At 70.4% G+C, this 26,519-nt stretch carries 22 protein-coding genes and 2 pseudogenes; 12 read left to right on the forward strand and 12 right to left on the reverse strand.

Annotated features, from left to right (window positions below; all coding sequences use genetic code 11):
* The first annotated feature begins 36 nt into the window (after window positions 1–36).
* From FHX32_RS15320 to FHX32_RS15340, 5 genes are all read left to right on the forward strand, one after another.
* Window positions 37–771 carry a Type 1 glutamine amidotransferase-like domain-containing protein gene (locus FHX32_RS15320; protein ID WP_167182971.1) on the forward strand — a complete coding sequence of 245 codons (735 nt, stop codon included), beginning with the start codon at window positions 37–39 and terminating at the stop codon, window positions 769–771.
* 681 nt (window positions 772–1,452) lie between these two features.
* Window positions 1,453–2,010: a PDDEXK family nuclease gene (locus FHX32_RS15325; RefSeq protein WP_167182973.1), complete on the forward strand. Its 558-nt coding sequence runs from the start codon at window positions 1,453–1,455 to the stop codon at window positions 2,008–2,010.
* Window positions 2,000–3,940: a hypothetical protein gene (locus FHX32_RS15330; RefSeq protein WP_167182975.1), complete on the forward strand. Its 1,941-nt coding sequence runs from the start codon at window positions 2,000–2,002 to the stop codon at window positions 3,938–3,940. The genes FHX32_RS15325 and FHX32_RS15330 overlap by 11 nt, the downstream gene beginning before the upstream one ends.
* Window positions 3,941–4,101: 161 nt before the next feature.
* On the forward strand, window positions 4,102–4,449 hold the full coding sequence (locus tag FHX32_RS15335; RefSeq protein ID WP_167182978.1) for a site-specific integrase: 348 nt from the start codon (window positions 4,102–4,104) through the stop codon (window positions 4,447–4,449).
* 84 nt (window positions 4,450–4,533) lie between these two features.
* Window positions 4,534–4,863: a tyrosine-type recombinase/integrase gene (locus tag FHX32_RS15340; RefSeq protein ID WP_167182981.1), complete on the forward strand. Its 330-nt coding sequence runs from the start codon at window positions 4,534–4,536 to the stop codon at window positions 4,861–4,863.
* A gap of 57 nt (window positions 4,864–4,920) precedes the next feature.
* Here FHX32_RS15340 and metH read toward each other — a convergent pair whose 3' ends face one another.
* On the reverse strand, window positions 4,921–8,436 hold the full coding sequence (gene metH, locus FHX32_RS15345) for a methionine synthase (RefSeq protein ID WP_486481116.1): 3,516 nt from the start codon (window positions 8,434–8,436) through the stop codon (window positions 4,921–4,923).
* A 263-nt stretch (window positions 8,437–8,699) separates the two neighbouring features.
* Between metH and FHX32_RS15350 the strand changes: the two genes are divergently transcribed.
* Entirely contained in the window at window positions 8,700–9,569 is an 870-nt protein-coding gene (locus FHX32_RS15350) for a PAC2 family protein (protein WP_167182984.1), read from the forward strand.
* Window positions 9,570–9,671: 102 nt separating this feature from the next.
* Here FHX32_RS15350 and FHX32_RS15355 read toward each other — a convergent pair whose 3' ends face one another.
* On the reverse strand, window positions 9,672–10,481 hold the full coding sequence (locus FHX32_RS15355; protein ID WP_167182987.1) for a hypothetical protein: 810 nt from the start codon (window positions 10,479–10,481) through the stop codon (window positions 9,672–9,674).
* Window positions 10,482–10,707: 226 nt separating this feature from the next.
* On the opposite strand from FHX32_RS15355, the gene FHX32_RS15360 reads away from it, so the two are divergent.
* Complete coding sequence (locus FHX32_RS15360) at window positions 10,708–11,499, forward strand: GntR family transcriptional regulator (protein WP_167182990.1); 792 nt, start codon at window positions 10,708–10,710, stop codon at window positions 11,497–11,499.
* Between the two features lie 114 nt (window positions 11,500–11,613).
* On the opposite strand, the gene mshC is transcribed toward FHX32_RS15360, so the two are convergent.
* The 4 genes from mshC to FHX32_RS15380 form a co-directional block, all read right to left on the reverse strand.
* Complete coding sequence (mshC, locus tag FHX32_RS15365) at window positions 11,614–12,852, reverse strand: cysteine--1-D-myo-inosityl 2-amino-2-deoxy-alpha-D-glucopyranoside ligase (RefSeq protein WP_167182993.1); 1,239 nt, start codon at window positions 12,850–12,852, stop codon at window positions 11,614–11,616.
* Window positions 12,853–12,919: 67 nt separating this feature from the next.
* Window positions 12,920–13,738, reverse strand: coding sequence for an SCO1664 family protein (locus FHX32_RS15370; protein WP_167182996.1), 819 nt, complete (start codon window positions 13,736–13,738; stop codon window positions 12,920–12,922).
* Window positions 13,735–14,310 (reverse strand): DUF3090 domain-containing protein, encoded by a 576-nt coding sequence (locus FHX32_RS15375; RefSeq protein ID WP_167182999.1) that lies wholly within the window; start codon window positions 14,308–14,310, stop codon window positions 13,735–13,737. The genes FHX32_RS15370 and FHX32_RS15375 overlap by 4 nt, the downstream gene beginning before the upstream one ends.
* Window positions 14,311–14,422: 112 nt before the next feature.
* Window positions 14,423–15,136 (reverse strand): MSMEG_4193 family putative phosphomutase, encoded by a 714-nt coding sequence (locus FHX32_RS15380; protein WP_167183002.1) that lies wholly within the window; start codon window positions 15,134–15,136, stop codon window positions 14,423–14,425.
* A gap of 913 nt (window positions 15,137–16,049) precedes the next feature.
* On the opposite strand from FHX32_RS15380, the pseudogene FHX32_RS15385 reads away from it, so the two are divergent.
* Window positions 16,050–16,238 (forward strand): annotated as a pseudogene (locus tag FHX32_RS15385) (hypothetical protein); the annotation flags it as partial.
* 120 nt (window positions 16,239–16,358) lie between these two features.
* Here the strand turns inward: FHX32_RS15385 and FHX32_RS15390 are convergent.
* A complete protein-coding gene (locus FHX32_RS15390) occupies window positions 16,359–18,068 on the reverse strand; it encodes an IS1634 family transposase (RefSeq protein ID WP_109903628.1) in 1,710 nt (569 codons plus the stop codon).
* Window positions 18,069–18,231: 163 nt separating this feature from the next.
* Between FHX32_RS15390 and FHX32_RS15395 the strand changes: the two are divergent.
* Window positions 18,232–18,642, forward strand: a pseudogene (locus FHX32_RS15395) (hypothetical protein); the annotation flags it as partial.
* A gap of 733 nt (window positions 18,643–19,375) precedes the next feature.
* On the opposite strand, the gene FHX32_RS15400 reads toward FHX32_RS15395, so the two are convergent.
* Window positions 19,376–20,212, reverse strand: coding sequence for an undecaprenyl-diphosphate phosphatase (locus FHX32_RS15400; protein WP_167183005.1), 837 nt, complete (start codon window positions 20,210–20,212; stop codon window positions 19,376–19,378).
* Window positions 20,209–21,261 (reverse strand): LLM class F420-dependent oxidoreductase, encoded by a 1,053-nt coding sequence (locus FHX32_RS15405; RefSeq protein WP_167183008.1) that lies wholly within the window; start codon window positions 21,259–21,261, stop codon window positions 20,209–20,211. Before FHX32_RS15405 ends, FHX32_RS15400 begins: the two co-directional genes overlap by 4 nt.
* Window positions 21,262–21,507: 246 nt before the next feature.
* Here FHX32_RS15405 and FHX32_RS15410 point away from each other — a divergent pair, with 246 nt between their 5' ends.
* On the forward strand, window positions 21,508–22,479 hold the full coding sequence (locus tag FHX32_RS15410) for an aldo/keto reductase (RefSeq protein ID WP_088993721.1): 972 nt from the start codon (window positions 21,508–21,510) through the stop codon (window positions 22,477–22,479).
* A gap of 18 nt (window positions 22,480–22,497) precedes the next feature.
* Here the strand turns inward: FHX32_RS15410 and FHX32_RS15415 are convergent, their stop codons facing one another.
* From FHX32_RS15415 to FHX32_RS15425, 3 genes are all read right to left on the reverse strand, one after another.
* A complete protein-coding gene (locus tag FHX32_RS15415) occupies window positions 22,498–23,406 on the reverse strand; it encodes a hypothetical protein (RefSeq protein ID WP_167183011.1) in 909 nt (302 codons plus the stop codon).
* Window positions 23,407–23,606: 200 nt separating this feature from the next.
* Window positions 23,607–24,668 (reverse strand): hypothetical protein, encoded by a 1,062-nt coding sequence (locus tag FHX32_RS15420; RefSeq protein WP_167183014.1) that lies wholly within the window; start codon window positions 24,666–24,668, stop codon window positions 23,607–23,609.
* Window positions 24,665–24,997, reverse strand: coding sequence for a hypothetical protein (locus tag FHX32_RS15425; RefSeq protein ID WP_167183016.1), 333 nt, complete (start codon window positions 24,995–24,997; stop codon window positions 24,665–24,667). The genes FHX32_RS15420 and FHX32_RS15425 overlap by 4 nt, the downstream gene beginning before the upstream one ends.
* Before the next feature lie 97 nt (window positions 24,998–25,094).
* Between FHX32_RS15425 and FHX32_RS15430 the strand changes: the two genes are divergently transcribed.
* Window positions 25,095–25,514, forward strand: coding sequence for a YbaB/EbfC family nucleoid-associated protein (locus FHX32_RS15430; protein WP_088993717.1), 420 nt, complete (start codon window positions 25,095–25,097; stop codon window positions 25,512–25,514).
* Entirely contained in the window at window positions 25,511–26,425 is a 915-nt protein-coding gene (locus FHX32_RS15435; RefSeq protein WP_167183020.1) for an SseB family protein, read from the forward strand. The genes FHX32_RS15430 and FHX32_RS15435 overlap by 4 nt, the downstream gene beginning before the upstream one ends.
* Window positions 26,426–26,519 lie beyond the last annotated feature (94 nt).

The raw sequence follows: 26,519 nt of genomic DNA on the forward strand, positions 1-26,519 counted from the left end.
CCGTCCCCTACCTGGACCACTCAGGAAGGTAGGAACATGAGAGCTCTCCTCACATCGGCCGGGATCAAGAACAGCAGCATCCACGACGCGCTGGTTGACCTGCTGGGCAAACCGATCGCCGAGTCCAACGCCCTCTTTATCCCCACCGCCGTCTACTCCTTCCCCGGCGGGCCCGGCATGGCGTGGCGGGCGATCTGCGGCAAGGCTCCAGCGCCGTTGTGTGAATTGGGTTGGAAATCGTTGGGGGTCCTGGAGCTGACGGCGCTGCCGAGCATCGAGGAGGCTACCTGGGTGCCAACGGTCCGGGACGCCGACGCACTGTTGGTGTGGGGCGGCGACCCCCTGTTTCTCGCCAACTGGATGCGGCGCTCCGGTTTGACCGGTCTCCTGCCGACGCTGCGCTTCGAGGCGGTCTACGTGGGCGTGAGCGCCGGGAGCATCGCTGCTGCCTCCACCTTCGTCGAGACCTACGACGAACCGCCACGCGGGAACGATGGACCGCTGAAGTCGGAGGACGTCGTGTTCGCCTCGCCCCAGGGTGACCTCGACAGAATCCTGGTCACGGGACAGGGAGCGGGACTCGTTGACTTCGCGGTGATCCCGCACCTGGAGCACCCGAACCACCCCGACGCTTCCTTGGCCAACGCAGCGAGGTGGGCGGCACGGATTCCTGCGCCGACGTACGCGATCGACGATGAGACCGCCATCAGGGTGGTCGACGGCGACGCCCAGGTCGTCTCCGAGGGGCACTGGAAACTATTCCAGCCCTGACGGGACCGTCCAGCGCCCACCGCAGACCACGCCGGGACAGTTTCGCCCACGGCTCGGCCGCGCGGGTGGTCTCTCTCAGGCGGGGTGAGGCGTCACTTGGCGTTGCAATGTGAACGGTGATCGGCATACCACCGCCAACCGGACTGAAAGGCCGCTGACCTGCATCGACAGCTGCCGTCGTTCGTCGTCGTTGGTCACCGCTGGTTCCCCTCAGACGGCCTGTAGACGGCATGATCTTGGGCTCCATCATCGTCGCGAAGCCCACTTGTCCCCCAGAGATCGGCAACGGGGTGCCGTCCGCCTCGCACCGCGGGTCGAGGGTCTGGCGGTGGTCACCGTGGTTCCGCCTGGTGTCGTCGGTTGCTGCACTCCCCTGCTGCACTGGGTGACCTAGCATCGTCCGTCGGTCCGGGTAGCGAATGCAGGCCGCGACGTAGCACCACCGCGAGGACTAGCACAGTAAGTGTCGGGATAGTGACAGATAACAAGCGACTTGCTGTTGCGGTAGGGGTTTCAGCCGATAATCCACTAGTGACGCCTCAACGCCGACAGCTCGATCTGCCCGATACTGAGCAGGCACGCCTATTCAACTCCCTCGACCCTGCACCTGCGTTGGCCGTGCCGCCGGGAGGATACGCGCCGCTTGCGCGCCCCAGACCGAGCCGTTTGCCCTTTGAGGCCATGTCGCCGTATGACTTCGAGGCGCTCATTGCAGAGGTCGCCACTTTGGTGGACGGCCACCGGGAGGCCCGGCTGTACGGCAGGTCCGGCCGGGCTGACGATGGCCGGGATGTGATTGCCACCGATGACGGCATGACGTATTTCGCATACCAATGTAAGCGTGTGGCGCAATTCAACGGAGCTGCCCTGCGACGCGCGGTCACGGCGTTCGAGGTCCGGCAACCGTTCGTCGTCACTAGTTTCATCGTGGTTGTGGCATGCATCGTCGACGCGAAAGACATTGAGGCCGACCTGATTGAACTTCGGGCGGCGAGGCCCGGTCTTGATATCCAGGTTCGAGACGGCTGGGATCTGTCCAGGTCGCTACGAGAATTTCCGACCATTGTGGAAGCCGCGTTCGGGCCCGCCATCCGCCGAGACTTCTGCAATGAGGAGGCTTCATCGACAGCGCCGAGTAGCGGTCCAATGACTGCCACGGTGGCCGAGGGCGGTATTTCTATTCAGGCCGGCCGAGACATCAACGGAGCAATACATTTCGGGCAAAGCAGTGGAAGGTGACGACAACTCCGGTGCCGATGCTGGGGCAATGATCGCCGAAGCTGGCCCTAATGCAACAATCCTCCAGGCACGCCGTGATTTGAACGTCACCTACGTGCGTGCTCGAGTGCCGCGCGTAGTGATCAGTTCCAGGGACGTTCATGCCGCCGTTCATGCCTTCAGTCCACCGCAAGGCTATGAGCGGGCAGAACATATCCTTTGGCGCGGGCATGGCGCGGGCGCAGTTGTGCTGATGGGGGAGCCCCGCACCGGGCGGCAAACCTGTGCGTTGTCGCTGTTGTGTCTCGGTACTGCTCAGCCCGTTCACAGGCTGAACGTGACCTGGGGAGAGCATGATTTTCGTGATCTCCCGCGAGAAGGTAATGCTCGGTACTTGCTTGACATTACTTACGCGGAGGAGTTGTCCGACGATTTTGCCGCCAATCTGCGTGATTATGGCCACGAACTGGAGGCGGTGAACGCAAAGCTAGTCGTCATCGCAAGCACCGCAGTCTGGCAACAGTACGCCGACGAACTTGCCGACATTACGGCGCCTATTGGCCAACCTCAGGTCCTCGAAGTTGTGCGGGTCCGGTTGGATTATCAGGCGCGACGCACTGCAATGCCTGGAGGGGAGCTCCTCGATGTCCAGGCTCTAGCGGGGATCGTCGAGGCGTTGAAGGACAGCGATGCCCCGCCAGACTACGGCGTTGGCCTCGCATTTGACATAAGCGCGCATGCGGAATCGCAAGAGGAACTGCTGCGCTTTGCCGCGTCATGGAAGCGCTGGAATCGATACATTGTTGACCATCTCGCCAAAGAGGCACCGGGTAGTGCGGGCGAGCGAATTCTGCTCATAGCCGCAGCGGTTCTGGGCGGAGCAACGGTTGAAACGCTTTCGGAAGAGGCCGGCGCTCTGAGTGAGAAACTTGGTATAGCGGTTGATCCTACGAGAACACTTGAGGGTGCCGACATACGTCAACAGCTCGCCAAGGTAGGGGCGCGCCGAATCGGCGACCGGATTTATTTATCGGCCCGAGGTACGGACCACGACGAAGTTGTTGACTATATTTGGGAGCAAAGGCCCAACCTTAGAAAGGCACTCTTTTCCTGGATCACCGACATGTCAGCGCGCAAGCCTACTGACAGCGCTGAGAGCCGTCGGCTTATCGAAGTGGTCCATCGCCTAGCATCCCGCCATCGATGGGTATCCGCAATTGATGTGCTCTTCAACTTGTTGAGCGGTAATCGTGATCAGAATCGGCGGGCTTATGCGGCTCTCGCTGGACTGCTTGAGGATCCGCACGTCGGCCAGGCATTACAGAAGCGCCTTTACGATTGGGCCGGCGGCAGCCGAAATCTCGTCGAAGTAGCCCGGCTCTGTGGCGGCAAGGTTGGCGACAATTCGTTCACCGTTGCCGTCGTGCGGTTGCGTCGCGTTGCTAGTCGAGCGCAGACCGCTGCAGTCCGACTAGCTGTACAAGATGCATTGCGTTCTCATGCTGAGAGGACGAGACTGACTAGGGTGCTTTCGGTCGTTGAGCAATGGCCCCAGTATGAGAGAACCATCGCGCTGACGGGGCTTCTCGATCCCGAGTGGCTGCATAGGGCAGGCCATCTCAATACCCGTTCCGGTACTCCAGGTGAGCTAGGCCTTCTTGACCCCCTGGCTGATGCATGGCTGTGGCTCATCAACGACCCTGCTGCGGGCGAGTTCAACACGGAACTGATTCGTGGCTGGGGACAACTAGCAGATGTCCATCCGGAGACTCGCGCTCTAGCCGTGGAACTGCTTGCGACTGTCGTTGGGGCCGGTCAACCCAATCCCCCTATAGCGACAATCTTCCAACAGCTATCCCCCGACATGTCTGCGGCAGTCATTGACTGCCTGAAAGGCAGACATGACATTGAGTCCGTCGAAAGCAGCACGGATATGGCGGCTGGGATTTGACCGCGTCGTCGCAGTTGAGCTTTTTCCTAAATGAGGCTGACTGCATCCTCATGTGGTGCCTGCTTTCAGGCTTCGTCTCGCAATTAAGGTTCGCAAGGTAGAGATAGGTCAAGGTCAGCCTGGCGGCCAGTTACCGCCGAGTCCTGTTCAACGACGTCTCCATGATCTTCAACGCGGCCGTCGATGACCGGAAGGTGGTCAGCAACCCGTTCGCGGTCAAGACGATCCGGCCACCGAAGTACCAAGCGCCCAAGGTCGTCCCGTGGCCCAACGACCTACGCGCCCGCTTCCGCGCCGCCCTGGCCGACCGCTACCGGGTCACCGTCGACCTGGGCGCCGGCTGCGGCCTGCGCCAGGGTGAGATCTTCGGCGTCAGCCCGGACGACATCGACCCGGCCCGGCCCGTCCTACACGTGACTCGTCAGGTCAAGCTCGTCCGGGGACGCCTGATCTTCGCGCAGCCCAAGGGCGGCAAGGTCCGCGACGTCCCTCTGCCGGAGTCTGTGTAACGCCGACTAACCGAGCACGCCAAGCGGTACCCGCCGGTCGACGTCACCCTTCCCTGGGGCACCTCGACCGGCGAGCCGCGGACCGTGACGCTCTACCTGACGACCCCGGCCGGAACGGCGCTGAGCCGAACCGGCTTCAACTCGGGCGTCTGGAAGCCCGCCATCCGCGCCACGGGCGTCCCCGATAACCGGCACAACGGCATGCACGTGCTCCGGCACACCTACGCCTCGGTCCTGCTCGACGCCGGCGAAAGCGTGAAGGCCCTCTCGGCGTACCTGGGGCACTCCGACCCCGGCTTCACCCTCCGGATCTACACGCACCTGCTGCCAGCCAGCGAGGACCGCACCCGTCGCGCAATCGACCACGCCTTCGCGGACGACCCGCAGACCCTGGACGGCCTGGAGACGGCCTGATCATGCGAATCAGAGCCGTTCCAGGTGCTGCACTGCAGGTCAGGGCACCTGCGCTGATCACTTGGCGTTGAAGTAGCTGGCCTCCGGGTGGTGCACCACGATCGCATCGGTGGCCTGCTCCGGCATGAGCTGGAACTCCTCCGACAGCTGCACCCCGATCCGCTCGGCGCCGAGCAGCTCCACCACCTTCGCCCGGTCCTCCAGGTCGGGGCAGGCCGGGTAGCCGAACGCGTACCGGCAACCGCGGTAGTCGGTGCGCAGCAGGCCGGCCAGGTCCGCCGGGTCGTCGTCGGCGACCGTACGGCCACCCGGCAGCGCCAGCTCGGCGCGGACCCGCTTGTGCCAGTACTCGGCGAGGGCCTCGGTGAGCTGCACCGACAGCCCGTGCACCTCCAGGTAGTCGCGGTACTCGTTGCGGGCGAACAGCTTCGCCGCGTACTCGCTGACCGGCTGGCCGACGGTGACCAGTTGCAGGGCCACCACGTCCAGCTGCTCACCCCGGGGGCGGAAGAAGTCGGCCAGGCAGAGCCGCCGCTCCTGCCGCTGGCGCGGGAAGGAGAACCGGGCCCGCTCGGCGTGCCCGTTCTCGTCCAGCACCACCAGGTCGTTGCCCTCGGCGTAGGCGGGGAAGTAGCCGTAGACCACGGCCGCCTCCAGCACCTTGTCGGCGATCAGCCGGTCCAGCCAGTAGCGCAGCCGCGGCCGGCCCTCGGTCTCCACCAGCTCCTCGTAGGACGGTCCCTTGCCGCCCCGGGCGCCGCGCAGCCCCCACTGGCCGAGGAAGGTGGCCCGCTCGTCGAGCAGCGCCGCGTAGTCGGCCAGCGGCACGCCCTTGACCACCCGGGTGCCGAAGAACGGCGGCGTGGGCACCTCGACGTCGGTCGCCACGTCCGAGCGGACCGAGGCGTCGTCCAGCTCCGGCAGCGACTCGCTGACGATGGCCCGCTGCCGCTCCCGGCGCGCCCGCCGGGCCGCCAGCGCCGCCTCCCGCTCCGCGTCGATCACCGGCGCGCCGCCGCGCTTGGCGGCCATCACCCGGTCCATCAGGGACAGCCCCTCGAACGCGTCGCGGGCGTAGTGCACCTGCCCGGGGAACATCGACCGCAGGTCGTCCTCGACGTACGCCCGGGTCAGCGCCGCCCCACCGAGCAGCACCGGCCAGCGCTCCGCGACCCCGCGCGTGGCCATCTCGGCGAGGTTCTCCTTCATGATGACCGTGCTCTTGACCAGCAGCCCGGACATACCGATGGCGTCGGCCCGGTGCTCCTCGGCGGCGTCGAGGATCGCGGTGATCGGCTGCTTGATGCCGATGTTCACCACCTCGTAGCCGTTGTTGGACAGGATGATGTCCACCAGGTTCTTGCCGATGTCGTGCACGTCGCCCTTCACGGTGGCGAGCACGATGCGGCCCTTGCCGCCGTCGTCGGCCTTCTCCATGTGCGGTTCGAGGTACGCCACCGCGGTCTTCATCACCTCGGCGGACTGGAGCACGAACGGCAGCTGCATCTGCCCGGAGCCGAACAGCTCGCCGACAACCTTCATCCCGTCCAGCAGGATGTCGTTGATGATCGACAGCGGGGTCCGGCCGCCGGCCATGGCGGCGTCCAGGTCGGCCTCCAGGCCGTTGCGCTCGCCGTCGATGATCCGCCGCTTGAGCCGCTCGTCCAGCGGCAGCGCGGCCAGTTCCTCGGCCCGGCCGGCGCGCGCCGACGCGGCGTCCACGCCCTCGAAGATCTCGATGAACCGCTGCACCGGGTCGTAGCCCTCGCGCCGCCGGTCGTAGACCAGGTCGAGGGCGATCTCGCGCTGCTCGTCGGGAATCTTCGACATCGGCAGGATCTTGCTGGCGTGCACGATCGCCGAGGTCAGCCCGGCCTGCACGCACTCGTGCAGGAAGACCGAGTTGAGCACCTGCCGGGCGGCCGGGTTGAGCCCGAACGAGACGTTGGAGATGCCCAGCGTGAAGTTGACCCCCGGCCAGCGGGTGGCGATCTCCCGGATCGCCTCGATGGTCTCGATGCCGTCCCGCCGGGTCTCCTCCTGGCCGGTGGCGATCGGGAAGGTCAGCGCGTCGATCAGGATGTCGGAGCGGCGCAGGCCCCAGCGGCCGGTCAGGTCCTCGATCAGCCGGCCGGCGACGCGCACCTTCCAGTCCTTGGTGCGGGCCTGGCCCTCCTCGTCGATGAGCAGCGCGACCACCGCGGCGCCGTGCTCCGCGACCACCGGCATCACCCGGGCGTAACGGGACTCGGGCCCGTCGCCGTCCTCGAAGTTGACCGAGTTGACCACGCACCGGCCGCCGAGCATCTCCAGGCCCGCCTCGATCACCGCCGGCTCGGTGGAGTCCAGCATGATCGGCAGGGTGGACGCGGTGGCGAACCGGCCGGCCAGCTCGCGCATGTCCGTCGTGCCGTCCCGGCCGACGTAGTCGACGCAGAGGTCCAGCAGGTGCGAGCCGTCCCGGGCCTGGCTGCGGGCGATCTCCACACAGGCCTGCCAGTCCGCGGCCAGCATCGCCTCGCGGAACGCCTTGGAGCCGTTGGCGTTGGTCCGCTCCCCCACCATCAGCACGCTGGCGTCCTGGGCGAACGGCACGTGGTGGTAGATCGAGGAGACACCGGCGTCGTGCCGGGGTTCACGGGGGCCGGGCCGGGCGCCGTGCAGCCGATCCGCGACCACCCGGATGTGCTCCGGCGTGGTGCCGCAGCAGCCACCGATCAGCGACACGCCGTACTCGGCGACGAACCGCTCCAGCGCGTCGGCCAACTCGACCGGGGTGAGCGGGTAGACCGCCCCGTCGGCGGTCAGCTGCGGCAGGCCGGCGTTCGGCATCACCGACAGCTTCAGCCCGGCGTGCTGGGCGAGGTAGCGCAGGTGCTCGCTCATCTCCGCCGGCCCGGTGGCGCAGTTCAGCCCGATCAGGTCCACCCCGAGCGGCTCGATCGCGGTCAGCGCCGCGCCGATCTCGCTGCCCAGCAGCATGGTGCCGGTGGTCTCCACGGTGACGTGGCAGATGATCGGCACCCTCGACCCGATCTCGGCCATCGCCCGCTTAGCCCCGACCACCGCCGCCTTCACCTGGAGCAGGTCCTGGCAGGTTTCGATGATCAGGGCGTCCGCGCCGCCGGCGATCAGGCCCGCGGCGTTCTCCCGGTACGCGTCACGCAGGGTGGCGTAGTCGGCGTGCCCGAGGGTGGGCAGCTTGGTGCCGGGACCGATCGAGCCGAGCACGAAGCGGGGCCGCTCCGGGGTGGCGAACGCGTCGGCCGCCTCGCGGGCGATCCGGGCGCCGGCCTCGGAGAGCTCCCGGATCCGGTGGGCGATGTCGTACTCGCCGAGATTGGCGAGGTTGGCGCCGAAGGTGTTCGTCTCGACGCAGTCCGCCCCGGCGGCCAGGTACGCCTCGTGCACGCCGCGGACCACGTCCGGCCGGGTCACGTTGAGGACCTCGTTGCAGCCCTCGTGGCCCTCGAAGTCGTCCAGGGTCAGGTCGGCCGCCTGTAGCATCGTCCCCATCGCGCCGTCGGCGATCAGGATCCGCTCTGCCAGTACGTCGAGCAACGAAGTCCGCACGCCGTTCAGGTTAGTGTGCCCGCCCCGACCACGTCGCGGCCCATACCCCTGTCCCAGATACTGTCAGCGGGATCACCATGTCTGATCTGATCCGTTATGCCCGTTGCTTCCCGCCTGCCGACCGGCGCGGCCGCCGGGCCGCGCCCGGCCCCGGGACGTAGGCTGGCGGACGTGAAGGACAACAGCAGCGCCCCCGTGCCCGGCCGGCGGGACACCGGGCGCGGCCCCGGCACCGTCCGCGACCAGCAGGGAGAGGTGACGGCGTGACCGAGTTCGACGGACTGCCGGTGCTGCGGTCCCCGGTGGCCATCGCCGCGTTCGAGGGCTGGAACGACGCCGCGGACGCGTCCACCGCCGCGGTCGAACACCTGGAGCAGGTGTGGAACGCCCGGCAGGTCACCGAGCTGGATCCGGAGGACTTCTACGACTTCCAGGTCAGCCGGCCCACCATCACCATGGCCGAGGGCGAGACCCGCCGGGTGCAGTGGCCCACCACCCGGTTCATGGTGGCCAGCCCGGAGGGCACCGAGCGCGACGTGGTGCTGATCCGTGGCATCGAGCCGAGCATGCGCTGGCGCACCTTCTGCGAGCAGGTGCTGGAGATCTGCCACAGCCTGGAGGTCGAGCGGGTGGTGCTGCTCGGCGCGCTGCTGGCCGACGTGCCGTACACCCGGCCCCTGCCGATCAGCGGCAGCGCCTCGGACTCCCGGGCCGCCGAGCGCTACCAGCTCACGCCCACCCGCTACGACGGGCCGACCGGCATCGTCGGGGTGCTGCACGACGCCTGCACCCGCGCCGAGGTCGAAGCCGTCTCGTTCTGGGTGCACGTGCCGCACTACGCCAACAACCCGCCCTGCCCGAAGGCCACCCTCGCCCTGCTGCATCGGGTCGAGGAGGTGCTCGACCTGCCGGTGCCGATGGCCGACCTGGCCGAGGAGGCCGCCGAGTGGGAGCAGCGGGTCCGCAGCGCCGCCGAGCAGGACGCCGAACTCGGCGAGTACGTGCGCGAGTTGGAGGAGCGGGTCGGCGACGCGGGCATCACCCCGCTGACCGGTGACGAGATCGCCCAGGAGTTCGAGAAGTACCTGCGCCGCCGCGGCGGCTCGGCCGGCCCGACCGCGGGCTCCTGGTAGCCCGCCCGCCTGAATCTGGCTCCTTCAGATCAGTGCTGCCACGACCATCCGTGCCTGACCGTCCTGACCGGCGGTGCCATCTGAGGAGGCGTAGACGACTGTTCACCCTGTGGGCTGCGGGTCCTTTTCTGACCGCCGGCGACTCCTCCACCGGCGGAACAGCGTGGTGAGGGCACCGGCGCCGACGAGCGCTACCACGATCGCCACGAGATGGGGCGCCGACCACCTCGTCACATCCACGACCGTACGCCCGACCTGCTTTGCGGTGTAGGTGCCGGTCCGCTCGACCTTGAGGCGGATCGTCACCGTCTCCCGCGGCACGAGCTCGTGCTTGCTGTCGGCGGCCATCACGAACACGGATGCCCGGAGGACGTAGTCGCCTGGCCTGGTCGCCCGCACGTCCCATACCCACAGGCCGGCGTCGGTCGGATCGGTGAGCGGCTGGGTGCTGTCTTCCGAGTTGACCAGGTTCTTGACCTCCACTGCGCTGTCGGCCGCAGCGAGGGTTACCCCGACCCGGCCGCCGAGCCGCACGTCAGTAGCCGTGTCCGGATCGGTCGGCAGGGTCCCGACCCTGCTTGGGCTGACGCATCGCTCGTCGGTGTTCGCGGGCCCGCAGAGCAGCACACGGACGTCAAACCACTCGGTGACCTTGACTCGCCGGTCGGTCGTAGCGTGCAGTTGACCGTTGAACAGGTCGAGGCGGTCGTTATGCACGGTTGCCTGGTAAGCGAACTGCTTCGACGAGTCGTCATCGACTCCATACGCGTTCGCGTTGAGGCTGGTCGTGAAAGCCAGTGCGCTGATGACCGAGCCCAGTGCCACCCCAATTGCCATGAAGGCGCCGACAAGCATGGCGACCCGGCTCCGCTGCTCGGCAGGCTTGGCCGACGTGTCCTTCGTCCGCTCCATACGGTGCCCCTCACTACCGCGGTCGGGCTACTCGACCAGTGTGCGGCACCGGCGCCGTCCAAGCGGTGAGCGGGAGGCGACCGGAACCATCCCTGCCGCACCTCACCGGCAGCGCCCCGGCCACGCCGTTGCAGACGCTCCACGGATTTCCTCTGGCGTGTCCGGGGTGGCGCGGTCACACCCGCTAGGCCATCCTAGGAACCTAGCTGTGATCGAGGAGGCGGGCATGCAGATCAATCCGGGCGCGGCCGAGTTCCCGCACCGGCAGATCGCCGCGCAGCTCAAGGCGCAGGTGCGGCGCGGCGACTGGGGGCCGGGCGAGCGGCTGCCGTCCATCCCGGCCATCGCCGAGATGTTCGGGGTGGCGAAACAGACCGTGCAGCGCGCCGTCGACCAGCTGCGGGTCGAGGGAATCCTGATCACCAAGCCGGGCTCCGGCACGTACGTCCGGGGCACCCGGCGGCGGCTCAACCGGCTCTCCCGGGGACGGTACGGCGGCTTCCGCGGCTACCACACCGACCTGGCCGCCCGGTACAAGCAGCAGCTGGTCTCCGTCGGCCGCGCCCCCGCCCCGCCCGAGGTGGCCGACGCGTTCGGCGTACCCGACGGCACCGAACTGGTCTGCCGCCGGCACCTGGTCCGCACCGAGGACTCCCCGGTCGAGGTCGGCGCCTCCTGGTTCCTGCCCGCCGACGCCGCCGGCACCTCGCTGGAACGCGGCGAGGCGTACGGCCGGCCGCTCTACCAGGAGGCCGAGGAGGCCACCGGGCGGCGGTACGTCTCGGCCACCGACACGATCAGCGCCCGCCAGCCCAGTCGGGAGGAGGCGGAGATCCTGCAGATCCGCCCGGACACCCCGGTGCTGCACCTGCTGCACGTCGCCTACGACGGCGCGCACAAGCCGATCGAGGTCGCCCAGGCCACCTGGCCCGGCCCGGTCACCACGCTGACCGAGGAGTACAAGATCCCCGCCCCGCCCCCCGCCCCGGACCCCGACCCCGGCCTCACCCTCGCCTGACTCTCTCCCCTCCCCCTCCCCCGGAGCCGGTCCGGTCGATCATGAAGTTGTTGCCTGCCACCTCGGCGTGTCGCGGCAACAGCTTCATGCTCGACGAGCAGGGGGTGGGGTGGGTCAGAGGCGGATGCCGAGGAGGGCGTCGAGGGTGTCGGCGAACAGGGACGGGGCGGCCGCGTCGTCGGCGGTGCCGGCGAGTGCCTGCTCCGCCCAGGCGTCGGCCAGCGCCAGCACCCCGGGAGTGTCCAGGTCGTCGGCGAGGCGCGCGCGTACGCCGGCCAGGAACTCGGCGCCGGACGGCCCGGCCGGCGCGGCGGCGGCCCGCCGCCAGCGGGCCAGCCGCTCCTGGGCCGTGGTGAGCAGGTCGTCGGTCCAGGACCGGTCGGCGCGGTAGTGCCCGGACAGCAGCGCCAGCCGCACCGCCATCGGATCCACCTGGTCGGCCCGCAACCGGGAGACGAAGACCAGGTTGCCCCGAGACTTCGACATCTTCTCGCCGTCCAGGCCGATCATGCCGGCGTGCGTGTAGTGCGTCGCGAACGGCGCCTCGCCGGTGAGCCGCTCGGCGTGCGCGGCGGAACACTCGTGGTGCGGGAAGAGCAGGTCGTTGCCGCCGCCCTGCACGTCGATCCGGTCGCCGAGCAGGCCCAGCGCGATCACCGCGCACTCGATGTGCCAGCCCGGGCGGCCCGGACCCAGCTCGCCGCCCGGCCAGGACGGCTCCCCCTCGCGGGCACCCCGCCAGAGCAGCGGGTCGAGCGGGTCACGCTTGCCGGCCCGCTCCGGGTCGCCGCCGCGCTCCGGGAAGATCTCCAGCATCTGCTCGCGGGACAGGTTCGACTCGTAGCCGAACCGGGGCGCCGCGGTGATGTCGAAGTAGACGTCGCCGGTGCCGTCCTCCAGCCGGTACGCGGCACCGTCCTTGAGCAGCATCAGGACCTTCTCGACGATGTCCGGGATCGACTCGATCGCGCCCACGTAGTGCGCCGGCGGGATCATCCGCAGCGCCTCCATGTCCTCCCGGAACAGCGCGGTCTCCCGCATCGCGAGGACCTTCCAGTCCTCCCCGTCGCGGGCCGCTCGCTCCAGCAGCGGGTCGTCGATGTCGGTGACGTTCTGCACGTACTTCACGGTCAGGCCGGCGTCCCGCCACACCCGCTGGACCAGGTCGAACGTGATCATGGTGGCGGCGTGACCGAGGTGGGTGGCGTCGTACGGGGTGATGCCGCAGACGTACATGCTCGCCGTGCCGTCCGGGTCGCTCGGGTGAACCCCCTGCCGTGCCGAGTCGAACAACGCCAGCGGCCCGCCCCTGCCGGGCAGCCGCGGCACCTCATGTCCCGCCCAAGACTCCATGATTGCCAGCCTAACCAGCGGTACGACAGGGCTGGACGAGCACCGGGGTGATCATCACGACAGCGGCTCACATGGGCGGCCAGGGCACCGCCGGCCAGTCCTGGGGCGGCTGCGGGAACCGGCCGGTGTCGCGCAGCCGGTCGATCCGGGCGGCCAGTTCGGCGATCTCGGTGATCGTCAGGTGGTCGGCCAGTTCGGCGCCGAGGGCCCCGGCGACCTGCCCGGCGAGCGCGTCGAGCATCTCCACGGCGTCCGCCGGCAACTGCCGGCCGGCCCAGCCCCAGAGCACCGTGCGCAGCTTCTCATCGACGTGGAAGCTCACCCCGTGATCCACGCCGTAGATCCGGTCGTCCGGGCCGACCAGCACGTGGCCGCCCTTGCGGTCGGCGTTGTTGATCACGGCGTCGAGCACCACGAGCCGGGCCAGCCGCGGGTCGTCGGCGTGCGCCAGCGCGTACGGGGTGCCGTCGTCGTCGCGGGCGGCGGCGATCGGGAACCAGCGCGGCGGCAGCGCGGCGGCCGGCACGAAGCCGACCAGCGGCTCCGCGTCGGCCGGCTCGTCGATCCAGAGCTGGCACGAGCCCGGCCCGAACGGGCCGTCACGCAGCACGGTCGGCGGCACCAGGCCCCAGCCGGTGGCTCGGGAGACCAGGTACGCGGCCACCTCCCGACCGGCCAGCGTGCCGTCCGGGAAGTCCCAGAGCGGGCGCTCGCCCCGCACCGGCTTGTACACGCATCGGGCGGTCACCCCGTCCAGGGTGAGGATCCCCCGCAGGGTGGTGTTCGAGGCGTCCACCAGCCGGCCCTCGAGGTCGAGCGCGCCGTCGCGGAGCAGCCGGAGCGCGGCGTCGCCGTCCTGGCGGGGTTGCAGACCGGACGACGTCACCGGTGGTAACCGTTGTGCCGCGGGCAGAGGTGGCCCGCGGGATCCAGCGGCTGACCGCAGAGCGGGCAAGGCGGCCGGCCGGCGTTGACCACCCGCCGGGCCCGTTCGATGAACTGCCGCGTCGCCTCCGGGGTCAGCCGCACCCGGAGCCGGTCGAGGTCGTCGTCGGGCTCGTCGTCGTCGGAGTCCTCGTCGTCGGGCTCACCCAACTCGACCTCGGCCTCCGCCTCACCGGCGGCGATCGCCTCGATCACCACGGTGGCGGTGTCCACGTCGAAGGCCAGCCCGAGGGTGCCGACCCGGAACTCCTCGTCGACCGGCGTGTCCAGCGGGTCGTTGTCGCCGACACCGGTGGCCGGCTCGGGCAGCTCGACCCCGAACCGGCGCTGCGCCTCGGAGAGCAACTCCTCCAGCTTCTCGGCCAGCAACGACACCTGGACCTTCTCCAGCGCGACGCTGACCAGCCGGCCACCGCCGCGCGCCTGGAGGAAGAACGTGCGATCCCCCGGCGGCCCGACGGTCCCGGCGACGAACCGCTCCGGCGGCTCGAAGGCGTGCACCTGGTGGGTCATACCCACGACCCTATCCGGCCCGCAACGGCAACGCGCACCCCACCGACACCCCGAATCACCCTCGCGCCGGCGCCCCCGCCGTACCGCCGGGTCGGCCCTGGTCCGGCCGGGCTCACCGCGTCGCCCCCGCTCCCCCGCCGACCACGGCGTCCGAGTCGGCCGCCCGGGCCGCCCGCCGGCGCCGCTTGCGCGGCGGCGGCACCAGACCGGCCAGGTCGCCGCCGGTGTCGTTGAGCCGCAGCAGGAACGGGCGCACCGGCGTGTAGCGGATCGCGGTCACCGACGCCGGGTCCGCCACGATCCGCTGAAACAGATCGAGATGTACGCCCAGCGCGTCCGCCACGATCGCCTTGATCACGTCGCCGTGGCTGCACGCCAGCCAGACCGCCTCCGGGCCGTGCTCGGCGGTGACCCGGGCGTCCCAGGATCGCACCGCCGCGACCGCCCGGGCCGCCATCGCCGCCATCGCCTCCCCCTCCGGGAAGACCGCCGCGCTGGGGTGATGCTGGACCACCGGCCAGAGCGGCTCCTTGGCGAGCTTCTTCAGCGGCTGCCCCTCCCAGCTGCCGTAGCCGCACTCGATCAGGCCCTCCTCGACCATCGGGGTCGCCTCCGGCAGCGCCAGCTCGAGGGTCTGCCGGCACCGGATCAACGGGCTGGTCACCACCGCCGCCAGCGGCACCGCCCGGAGCCGCTCGCCGACCGCGGTCGCCTGGGCCCGGCCGGTGTCGTCGAGCTCGACCGGCTGGCGGCCGGCCAGCCCACCGTCCGCGTTCGCGGTCGTCCGGCCGTGTCGCAGAAGCAGAAGGGTCGCCACGGTCACCACCCTAGGGCCTGGGGTGTGGACCTCCACCGCCGTCCGCCACCCACGGGTCAGCGTTCGGCGCGACCCACTGCCCGCTCGGTCCGGCCGGTTCCGGGCCTGGCTGGTATGGCTTGGTGCGGCCGTTGCTGAGGTGGCGCATCGTTCGCTTGCGGTGGGTGGGTGGTTGCGGTCCGGGTGTGGCCTGCCGTGACTGGTTCGGGTGGTCAGGCTTGGTCCCTGCGCCGGTCCCGGCGGGCCACTCCCGCGCCGTGGTCCGGCTCTGTTCGTGTGGTCACGGTGTGCGCCACCGTTGGTGGTGGTCCGGGTCCGCTCGGTCCAGTGGGTTCGGTGGCTGGTCGGGTCGGGTGTGTCGTCGGGGGCTGGGCATGGTGTCCGGGACGGTGATACCTCTGAGTCATCGATATGCCGCTGAGGTATCACGCTCGTTTCCGCCCAGCCTCCGGGGTGGGCGTTTGCTGGGATGCGGTCGGTGGGGTGTTTGTCGGGTTTGTGGGTGTGGTTGGTGGCATCCGGGTGGTGGAATCGGGGCCTGGTCGGGGGCGTTACATCATGCGGACGATCGAGCAGGGGCACGTGGCCGGCAGGGCCGGCCCGGGGTCCTGGGTTCGCGGAATGATGGCGGGCGGCCGGTCGTTACATCACCCGGCGATCGCAGCAACGCCCCGCCCGGCACCCGGCGGATGAGGGTTTTGGCCCCGGAATGATGGCGGGCTGGCGGTCGTTACCCAGTCCGGCACCGCGTAGGGCACCCCCGCCCTACTGGTTCGGCCGGCATTTTGGCACCACGGGCGCCCCCGCCCGGTCAGAGTGCCATGTTTTCTCTCGAGTCTTTCTGAGCGCCTGATGGTGCTTGCGCCCTATCGGCCTGTCCCCCCTTGGGCTGGTGGCGTTATCCCCCGGAAGGAGCTGTGTGATGAACACGATCATGCGGAAGAGCGTTCTGGGTATTGCTGGTCTGGCTTTCGCCGGTGGCATCGCCGCTGGCCCCACCACCCACGCCGACACCGGCCCGGTCGAGGCCGTCAAGCCGGTCGCTGCGGTTGCGGTGCAGGCTGACAAGCCGGACATGGGCAAGCTGATCCCGCACGGGGTGCAGGGTGAGCCCCGGGTTCCGCAGTTTGTGGTCAAACGATCATCGGAATCTGGGCGTTGAGCAGCGAAGATTGATGCATGTCTAGAGAGAGTCGTGTGTCCACGCCCTTGGCATGTTCTTTGATCTTGGTTATGTGGGGTCGAATGTGGTGACGCGGGGCGGTGGCTGGATGGAAAGTGCCTGGTAGATGGCCTTCTGTTCGGGCTTGAGTGGGGTGGTCTGCACGACGGTGCCGGCGGGACCGGCGAGGGTTACCTGCGCGATTCGCCCGAGTTGCCGGTTGATGTTTCGCCAGGGAAGGCCGGTGGCGCGTTCCGCGACGCGGGTCAGGAGCAGGGCGAGCCAGCAGATGAGCACGTGGGCGCGGATGCGGTGTTCGAGGCGGTGGAAGACCGGGCGGAGCAGCAGGTCGGACTTCAGGTCGCGGAAGCCGCGTTCGGCTTCCAGGAGGTTCTTGTAGCCCAGGGCGACGTCCTCGGTGCTGATGTGCGGGTCCGAGGTGGCGATGAGGTACTTGCCGTCCAGGCGGGACTCGGTCTTGACCTTGGCGTTGTTGACCTTCAGGCGTCCGTTCGGCTGCTGGATCAGCCAGCGGCCCAGGCTCGGGTGGTCACGTAGGGCGCACTCGGCGCGTAGGTGCGCGGCCTCGTTGCGCTTGCGGGTCTTGTCACCGGGTGGGCGCGTGGCGTCCCGCCGGCGTTGCTCGGCTATCCGGGCGAGCTCGGCGTTGATGCGGGCGATGGCGTCGTCGCGCAGCTGCTTGTCACGTTCGGCCTGCTCGGGGTTGTGGCAGATGACGAACCGGGCGTCCTGCCCCTGCACGGTGACTTCCTTGACGCGCAGGTTGTCGCGGACCTGCTGGTAGCGGCCTTGGCGGGACAGGACCTGGTCGACGAGGGGGTTGCCGTCGCGCATGCGCATCCCGGCGATGTAGTGCCCGCCGGCTCGGCGCAGGTAGGCCAGGTTGTCCGCGGAGGAGAAGCCACGGTCGACCACGGTGATGACGCGGCCGAGCCGCCAGTCGCGCATGTCATCTTTGACCTCGGCGAGGACCTGCTGGTCGTTGGTGTTGCCGGGCCAGCACCAGACCCGCACCGGGATGCCTTCCTTCGTCACCGCCAGGCCGATGACGATCTGCGGCAGGTCACCGCGGTGGTCCTTGGAGTGCCCGAACCGGCGGAACGCGTCGTCGCCGTCGTCTTCGCCATCGCGTTCGAAGTAGGTGCTGGTGGTGTCGAAGAACAGCAGGTCCACCTCAAGGTTGAGCAGGTTGGCCACGGCGAAGAACACCGCTTCCTGCACCCGGCCGGCGGTGTCGGCATCGATGAGCAGGTCCATCGCCCGGTACGCGTGGTCCTCATCCATCGCCGGCAGGCCACTGATCAGGGCGTCCTCGCGGACCCACTCGGCGGCCGACAGCTTGCTCATCGGCGCGACCGCCCGGTTGGCGACCAGCGCGAACAGCACCCGTTCCATGTTCGTGGTGAACCGGCGCCCGTCCGTTGCGGCGCGCACCGCCGCGGCGACGTCCAGCCGCCGCCACAGCCCGTCCAGCAGCCACGTCGCCCCGATCGGTCGGGCGTCGATGACTTCGAGGGGGGCCGTGCCCGCGGCAAGCCCCGCCTCGGCGGCATCGCCGAGCACGTCGACGTCGCCGAAGTGCTTGTTGATCGACGCGGCCAGCCGGCGCAGCCCCTCGACGTCGAGGCGGTCCACGCGGCCGAGGTTCATCAACACGTCGGGCTTGGTCCGCCCGTCCACCCGCCGGTTGTGGGCCAGGGCCACGTAACGCACCACCCTGCCGTCGGCGTTGGTCCGCGACGTGAACCGCAGATACATGACCACGAGCAAACCACGACATGCCTAACCAGACAAGGGAAAGCCTTCCAGTCGTGTTACCACACTTTCGACCCCGTACACCGGATCCCGGCCAACCGCAGGCCCGTAACCAGCACAAACCCGAGACGGACCGAGCTCATGTGTCTACGAACTGCGGAACCCGGGTGAGCAGTCGCGCATCGACCTCAACGACGAGCAGGTCGCGAATGTGAAGGCGATCATCGCGGCGACGAAGAAGTCCGACATGGACGAGCGCGCCGCCGTGGTGGCCATCGCCACCAGCCTGCAGGAGTCGAAGCTGGAGAACCTGGGTCACCTGGGCGAGCGCAACGACCACGACTCGCAGGGCCTGTTCCAGCAGCGCCCGTCGAGCGGGTGGGGCACGGTGGAGCAGATCACCGACCCCGAGTACTCGACCACGGCGTTCCTGAAGGGCCTCAAGCAGGTCGACGGGTGGCAGGACATGCCCCTGACCGTCGCCGCGCAGACCGTGCAGGTGTCGGCCTACCCGGACCACTACGCCCAATGGGAACAGCAGGCCGCCGACCTCGTCGCCGAGCACTGGAACAGCTGACCCAACCGAACAAACACTTTCCTCACAGGGAAACTGCTGGCCGGCACCCGTGGGTGCCGGCCAGCAGCATTACCAACCACCGGCAGGGCCGACACCCACCACCGGGCGCCGGCCCCGCGGCATGTCCGAGCACCCGTCACGGCCGGCGCCTCTCCGCACGGGCAGCGCGAGGCACCGACCCACGACCGCGACCAGCGTCCGGGGCTCGACCGGGACGGGGGTGTGGCCCGCCGTGCCCGGCGCAGGGATCAAGCCTGACCGCCCGGAGCCGGGCCTGGCGGGCCACACCCCAAACCCCAACTTCCACGCAGCAGGCCGGCCGCTGCACCCCAGCCGACGGACCCGCAGCCCGGTCCGCACCCGCACAGCAGCCGATCGGCACCAAGCGGGAACAACCCAACCCACCACCCGGTTGAAACCAGTGTCGGTGTGACTCAGTGTCCCCGGGCCTCACCTCTATAGCCTTCGCGGAATACCGTCCGGCTGGAGCCGCGTCGCGCCACTCGCCGAGAGGCGACCTGCACACCGACACCCCAGCACCGCCCCCGCAGCCCACAAAGCCGCGGGGGCGGTGCTGTCTCCAGGACCCGCGGCACCTGGCCACGGAGAGACGCGGCGAAGATGCGACCACACGCCTGGCGGCCGGGACCGGCGCCGGATGCCCGGAGGGTGTGACGGCGACGGCCCCCGGGCACCGCTCGGTGCCGGGGGCCGTCGTGGGTAGCCCGGACGCTCAGGTGGCGCTGATGGTGCCGGTCATCAGCAGGGCGAGGACCAGGGTGCCCAGCGCGACCCGGTAGAGCACGAAGACGTACAGGGTGTGGTGGGCGACGTAGCGCAGCAGCCAGGCGATGGCCGCGTAGCCGATGGCGAACGCGATGATCGTGGCCACGATCATCTGGGCGACCGACGGTGCCGAGGTGCCCGGTGCGGCTGGCTCGAAGACGTCACCGATGCTGAAGACCCCGGACATCACCACGGCTGGGATGGCCAGCAGGAACGAGTACCGGGCCGCCGCCTCGCGGGTCAGGTTGAGCAGCAGCCCGGCGGTGAGTGTGCCGCCGGAGCGGGACACCCCGGGGATCAGCGCCATCGCCTGGGCGAAGCCCATCACCACGCCGTCGCTCATCCGGAAGTTCTGCAGGGTCCGGGTCTGCCGGCCCCAGTACTCGGCGAACGCGAGGACGAACGCGAAGACGATCAGCGTGGTGGCGACCAGCCAGAGGTTCCGGCCGGCGGTACGGATCTGGTCCTTGAACAGGAAGCCGAACAGCCCGATCGGGATCGAGCCGACGATCACGTACCAGCCCATCCGGTAGTCGAGGCTGGAGCGGACCGACTTGTCCCTGATCCCGACCAGCCACGTCCGGGTGATCCGCCAGATGTCCTTGGCGAAGTAGATCAGCACCGCCGCCTCGGTGCCCAGCTGGGTCACCGCGGTGAACGACGCTCCGGCGTCCCGGTCGAAGAAGATCGCGGAGGTGATCCGCAGGTGCCCGGACGAGCTGACCGGAAGGAACTCCGTCAATCCCTGGACGATGCCCAGGACGATGGCTTCGACCCAGGTCACTCGCCGACTCCGGCGAGGTCGAACGCTTCGGCGACGGTACGCAGGGTCTGCACCCCGCTGTCCCGGTCGGCGGCGAACAGGCTCACCGACAGGGTGGTGACGCCGGCGGCGGCGTACTCCCGCATCCGCTCGGCGATGCGATCCTTCGGTCCGAGCAGCGAGGTGCGGTCGATGAACTCCATCGGCACCGCGGCGGCCGCGTCGCGCTGCCGCTTGGCGAGGTAGAGGTCCTGCACCTCGCGGGCGGCGTCGCCGTACCCCATCCGGGTGGCCAGCTGGTTGTAGAAGTTCTGCTGCCGGCTGCCCATGCCGCCCACGTAGAGCGCGGCGTACCAGCGGACCAGTTCGGCGCAGGTGGCGATGTCGTCGCCGACGACCACCGGTACGGACGGGACCACGTCGAAGCCGGCCAGTTCCTTGCCGACCTTCGCCCGCCCGGCCCGGACGGACGCCAGCTGCTCCTCGGCGAACTCCGGCGAGTAGAAGACGGCCAGCCAGCCGTCCGCGATCTCCCCGGCCAGTTCCAGGTTCTTCGGGCCGACCGCGGCCAGGTAGATCGGGATGTGCTCGCGCGGCGGGTGGAAGCCGAGCCGGAGCGCCTTGCCGGGGCCGTCCGGCAGCGGCAGCGTGTAGAACTCGCCGTCGTAGGCGACCTCCTTGCGCGCCACGGCCAGCTTCACGATGTCCACGTACTCGCGGGTGCGGGCCAGCGGCTTGGCGAACCGTACGCCGTGCCAGCCCTCGGAGACCTGCGGGCCGGACACGCCCAGGCCGAGCCGGAACCGGCCGCCGGAGAGGGCGTCGATGGTCGCCGCGGTCATCGCGGTCATCGCCGGGGTACGGGCGGGGATCTGCATCACCGCGGCGCCCACGTCGATCCGCTCGGTCTGGCCGGCCATCCAGGCGAGCATGCTCGGCGAGTCGGAGCCGTAGGCCTCCGCCGCCCACACCACCGAGTAGCCGAGCCGGTCCGCCTCCTGGGCCAGGGCCAGGTGGTCGGCCGGCGTGCTCCACGCCGTCTGGTATCCGAGGCTGAGCCCGAGTCGCACTGGTCCTCCCCCATCCGCACCACAGGTCGCACCAGGTTACGCAATGCCGGACACGGGGCCGATCACCGGCTCACCGGAATCGCCGCGACCTCGGCGTCCGGCCGGTCGGCGGGTCGGGCGGATGGCGCGGCCCGGCCGGCCGGGGGGCCAGCCGGCACCGGGCCGAGCGGACACCGGCCCGGGGCGGCAGACTTGACGGCCAAGCGAGGATATCCGTCCGGGCCCGGTTCGAAATAAGGTTCACCCATGCAACAGCGACCGCTCGGCCGAAGCGGGCTGGCGGTTTCGCGGCTCGCTCTCGGCACCATGACCTGGGGCCGGGACACCGACGCCGACGATGCGGCCGCCCAGCTGAAGAGTTACCTCGACGCGGGCGGCAACCTGGTCGACACCGCCGACGTCTACGGCGACGGCGACGCCGAGTCGGTGATCGGTTCGCTGCTGGGCACCCTGGTCCCCCGCGACGAGTTGCTGATCGCCACCAAGGCGGGGTTGCGGCCGGGCAGCGGCCGCCGGCGGGACGGCTCGCGCGGGCACCTGCTGCGTACGCTCGACGCCTCGCTGCGCCGGCTCGGCACCGACCACGTCGACCTGTTCCAGGTGCACGGCTACGACCCGGACACCCCGCTGGAGGAAACCCTGTCGGCGTTGGACCACGCGGTGGCCAGTGGCCGGGTCCGCTACGTCGGGGTGTCGAACTTCTCCGGCTGGCAGACCGCCCGCGCCGCCACCTGGCAGGCCGCCTGGCCGGGGCGGGCCCCGGTGGTGGCCGCGCAGGTGGAGTACTCGCTGCTGGAGCGGGGCGTGGAGCGGGAGGTGCTGCCGGCCTGCGAGGCGCTCGGGCTGGGCGTGCTGCCCTGGTCGCCGCTGGGCCGCGGGGTGCTGACCGGCAAGTACCGGCACGGCCGGCCGGCCGACTCCCGGGCGGCGTCGCCGCACTTCGAGCGGTTCGTCGCCACCTACCTGGAGCCGCGCTGCTCCAGCATCGTGGAGGCGGTGGCCACCGCGGCCGGCGGGCTCGGGGTGTCGCCGCTGGAGGTGGCGCTGGCCTGGATCCGCGACCGCCCCGGGGTGGTGGCGCCGATCCTCGGCGCCCGGACCGTCGGGCAGCTGCTGGGGGCGCTGCAGGTGGAACGGATGACGTTGCCGGAGGAGATCACCACCGCGCTGGACGACGTGTCCTCGGTGCCGGTCGGCTACCCGGAGCGGGACGGCTGACCGGCGTCGCCGGTGCGGTCAGCCGGGCGGGCGCTGGCCGGGGATCTCCCGGACGGCGGCGAGGAACCGGTTCTGGTCGTCTCGGGTCGCCGGATTGACGACCCGGATCCACGACCCGTCGTCGAACACGATGGTCGACGGGAAGTGCATCAGCCGCGCACCGCCGTGATCGCAGTCGATCCGGACGATCCGGCTGCGTTCCACGCTCCACAGCAGCCGGGGCTGGCGCTTGTCCGGCCGGCCCTCGTCCGGGCGGCGGCCCATCCGCAGCAGGTGCAGGTGGGTGTCGGTCACCGCGAGCGGGGTGCCGGTGTAGCGCTCCAGGAAGAGCAGCAGGCTGCCGGCGAGGGTGGCGAGGTCGCCGCTGAAGACGTACCGCCGCCGGTAGGCGATCTCGGCGAGCTGGTCGGCCAGCGGCCGGTACCGGCTGAGCCGGAACAGCGCCCGGAACGCCTCCTGCTCCTCGGTCAGCGGCAGCGGTTCCCGGGCCGGCGCCTGCTGCGGCGGCCCGGCCGGCGGCTCCTCCTCGCCGGGCACGCCCGCCGCGAGCACGGCGGCCTTGCCGGGGAGCAGAAGCACGCCCGCGGCCAGCCGCACCGGGGTCATCACCGCGTCCACCCAGACCACCGGGTTGACGATGTTGAGCAGCCCGAACAGCGCCCGGGGGTCGAGCGCTTCGGCCATCTCGTCGCCCACCCGGTCGACGAGCTGGCTGCCCGCGCGGTGCCCCTCGGGCGCCCGGACCGGGGCCAGCCCGACGTAGCGCAGCTCCTGCCCCGGCACCAGCGGCGCGACCAGGGCGCGCTCGGGTTCGTCGCTGGTACGGAACTCTTCGCGCAGCTCGCGGGCCTTGTCCCGGGCCGCCCGGGCGCCGCCGAGCACCGCCTCGGTGAGCCGCCCGAGCCGGCCCCGCCCACCACCGCTCACGGCGCCACCTCGGTTCGCGACTGCGGGGCTCGCAGGACCGGCTCACTCCTCGCGCTCACGGCGCCACCTCGGTTCGCGACTGCGGGGCTCGCAACCCCGGCTCACTCCTCGCGCTCACGGCGCCACCTCGGTTCGCGACTGCGGGGCTCGCAACCCCGGCTCACTCCTCGCGCTCACGGCGCCACCTCCTCGATCGACAGTCACCGGCCCGCCGGCTGCTGCGCGGGCGGCTGACCGAAGACATTCTGGTCGACCCAGTCGGCGCCGTCCTGGACCGCCTGGTCGACCTTGTCCTCGACCAGGTCGGCGCCGGGCACCGAGAGGCCGGTGGTGACCGCGACGGTGCCCCAGGTGACCCCGTGCACGATCGTGTTCGGCACGTTCCACGGCAGGTTGGTTGCCCAGTCGCGGGCGATCGTCTGGGCGCCGTTGGTGATGCCCTCGTTGCGCAGCACCTTCATCCGCTCGAAGGTGCCCAGGTCGAACGGCGAGCCGGACTTGCCCAGCTTGTAGTGGCCCTTGGCCGGGTCCATGACCTTGTGATACCACTTGTCCGCCTTGCCGGCGGCGCTCCGCTTGTCGGCGTACTTCTGGCCGGTACGCAGCCACTTCTGCTTGTCGACCAGCTTGTCCAGGTGGCTGCGCAGCTTGCGCAGGTAGTAGAGCACCCGCTGGAGCAGCTTGATCACCTTCTGCAGGTGCGCGGCCAGCGGCCGGATCACCTTGAGCATCCGGGCCAGCACGATCATGCCGCGGGTGACCGTGATCGCCATGCCGGCCGCCCACGACGCCCCGGCGGTGAACGGCGCCATCAGCAGCGCGGTGACCAGCGTGACCAGCATCCAGTTCACGAACTCGACGCAGAGGTCGACCAGCACGTCGTGCACGGTCTGCAGGCCGTCGGCGACGCCCCGCAGGTATTCGGCGGTGGCGGCGAACTGCTCGCCGAGGTCGAGCAGCTGCTGCTCCACCTCGGCCATCCGGCGGCCGTACGCCTCACCGGACGGCGACCGCCACCCGGCCTGGGCGGCCTCGCGGGCGCCGCGGTGGCCCTGCGCCAGCTCGCGCACCTGCGCGGCCAGCGCGTCCCACTCGGTGGCCTTGGCGCGCAGCGCCGCCGGCTCGCCGTCGACCAGGTCGACGAGCTGGATCAGCGGCCAGGCCAGGGTGCGGCAGACGCTGTCCACCGCCTCGTGCACGCCGGAGAGCGCGTTGTCGATGCCGTTCCACAGCTGGACGGCGCTGGCGGCCGGCCCGCTCATCGGGGCATCCCGGACTGGATGGCCTTGAACCCGGCGTCGATGTCCTGCTCGTTGCGCTCGTACGCCTCCGCCGTGCCGGCCAGCGCGGTGGCCACCCGCTCGAACGCGTCGTGCGCCGACCGGAACAGCTCCATCCCGCCCTCGACCTGCTCGGCGTACTTGTCGCGGAGCATGTCGCTGGCGAACGGCAGGTGGCCGAAGGCGTCCGACGGTATGTCGCCGGCCGAGGCGATCCGGCTCTCCAGGGCGGCCAGCGAGCTGGCGACCTGCTTCGCGGCGGTCTCCAGTCGACGGACCGCGTGCACGTCGACTTCGATGTCTGGTGGCATCGCCCGTTCCTCCCCCGTAGCGTGCGGCCCACCGACGATACGATCAGCCCGCCGCCGGGCACCACCCCGGTGCCACCGTCCACGGGGGAGGAATCTCATGGCTGACCCGCTGTCCGCGTTCGACGCGCTCGCCGGGCGGATCGCCGACATCGAACGCCGCTTCGCCGGCCTGCGGGACGACCTGTCCGAGCTGTCCGGCACGGCCACCGACGAGAGCGGCCTGGTCACCGCCACCGTCGACGCCACCGGCGCGCTCACCGACCTGAGCTTCGCGCCGACCGCGTTGCGCGCCGGCACCGACGGGCTGGCGGAGATGGTGCTGGAGGCGTACGGGCGGGCCAAGGCCGCCGCGGCGGAGCAGTTCGAGGAGCGCACCGAGGGCCTGGACGCGAAGCTCGGCGCCGGGTTGACCGACCTGTTCGGCACGCCGGGCGACTTCTCCGCGCTGGGCCGGCTGGAGGAGGCCGTCGGCCGGCTCGGCCGACTGGACGGCCGGCTGCCGGGCTCGCCGGCATGACCTCGCCGAGCTGGCCGGAGATCGTCGACCGGCTGCGGGACACGCTCGCCCGCTGCGACCGGGACACCGACCTGGAGCTGGCGGCCGGTCCGCGCCGGCTGCACCTGCTGGTGCGCCGGGAGACGGTCCGGCTGCACTGCCCGGGCTACGACGAGGCACGCCTGGCCGCGCTCGGCTGGCAGCGTCCGACCGACGGCAGCGGCGGCTGGTGGTACGAGACGCCGCGTACCCCGGAGCGGCTCGACTGGCTCGGCACGTTCGTGGCGCGGACCGCGGCCGAGGTGCTCACCGCCGACCCGGGCGCGCTCTCCTGCCGCGCCCTGCCGCCGACGCCGGTCCCAGTCCCCGCCGCCCGGCAGCCGGCCCCGCCGCCGCCTCCCGCCGACCTGCCGGTCCGGACGGCGGCGGTCGGCGTCCCAGCCCCAGCGGGCGGGCGGGCGGTGGCGGCCGGGACACCGAGCGGCCCGGACCCCGCGATCGAGCCGGCCCCGACCGCCGGAGCCGGTACGGGCGGCGGACCGGACCCCTCGGGCACCGTGGAGCGGGCGGTGGTGGACCTGCTCGCCGAGGCGGCCGGTCGGCGTGACCTTCCCGGCTACCTGGGGGTGCTGGCCGGCGCCACGGTGTGCGTGCCGCTGGCGGCGGAGCCGAGCCCGGACGCCGACTTCCCGTGGACGGTGGCCAGCGATCCCGCGGGCGCGCCGCTGCTGCCGGTCTTCACCTCGCCGGAGGTGTTGACGGCCTTCGCCGGCGACGGGGTGCCGTTCGTCGCGCTGGCCTGCGCCGACCTCTTCGCGGACTGGCCGGACCGGTCCTGGGGGCTGGTGGTCGACCCGGGCACCCCGCGGTCGGTCGCGCTGGCCGCGCCGGCCCTGGCCGCCCTGCTGGCGGCGAACAGCCCGGCCGGCTGACCCACCCCGGCCGCGTGCCAGGGGCGAGTTGGCGGTCAGCCGGCGCGGGCCGGCGGAAACCGGGCGTGGGCAGCAGCGCGGGTCACCGCGCGGG

Source organism: Micromonospora sp. CNZ280 (genome assembly GCF_011759515.1).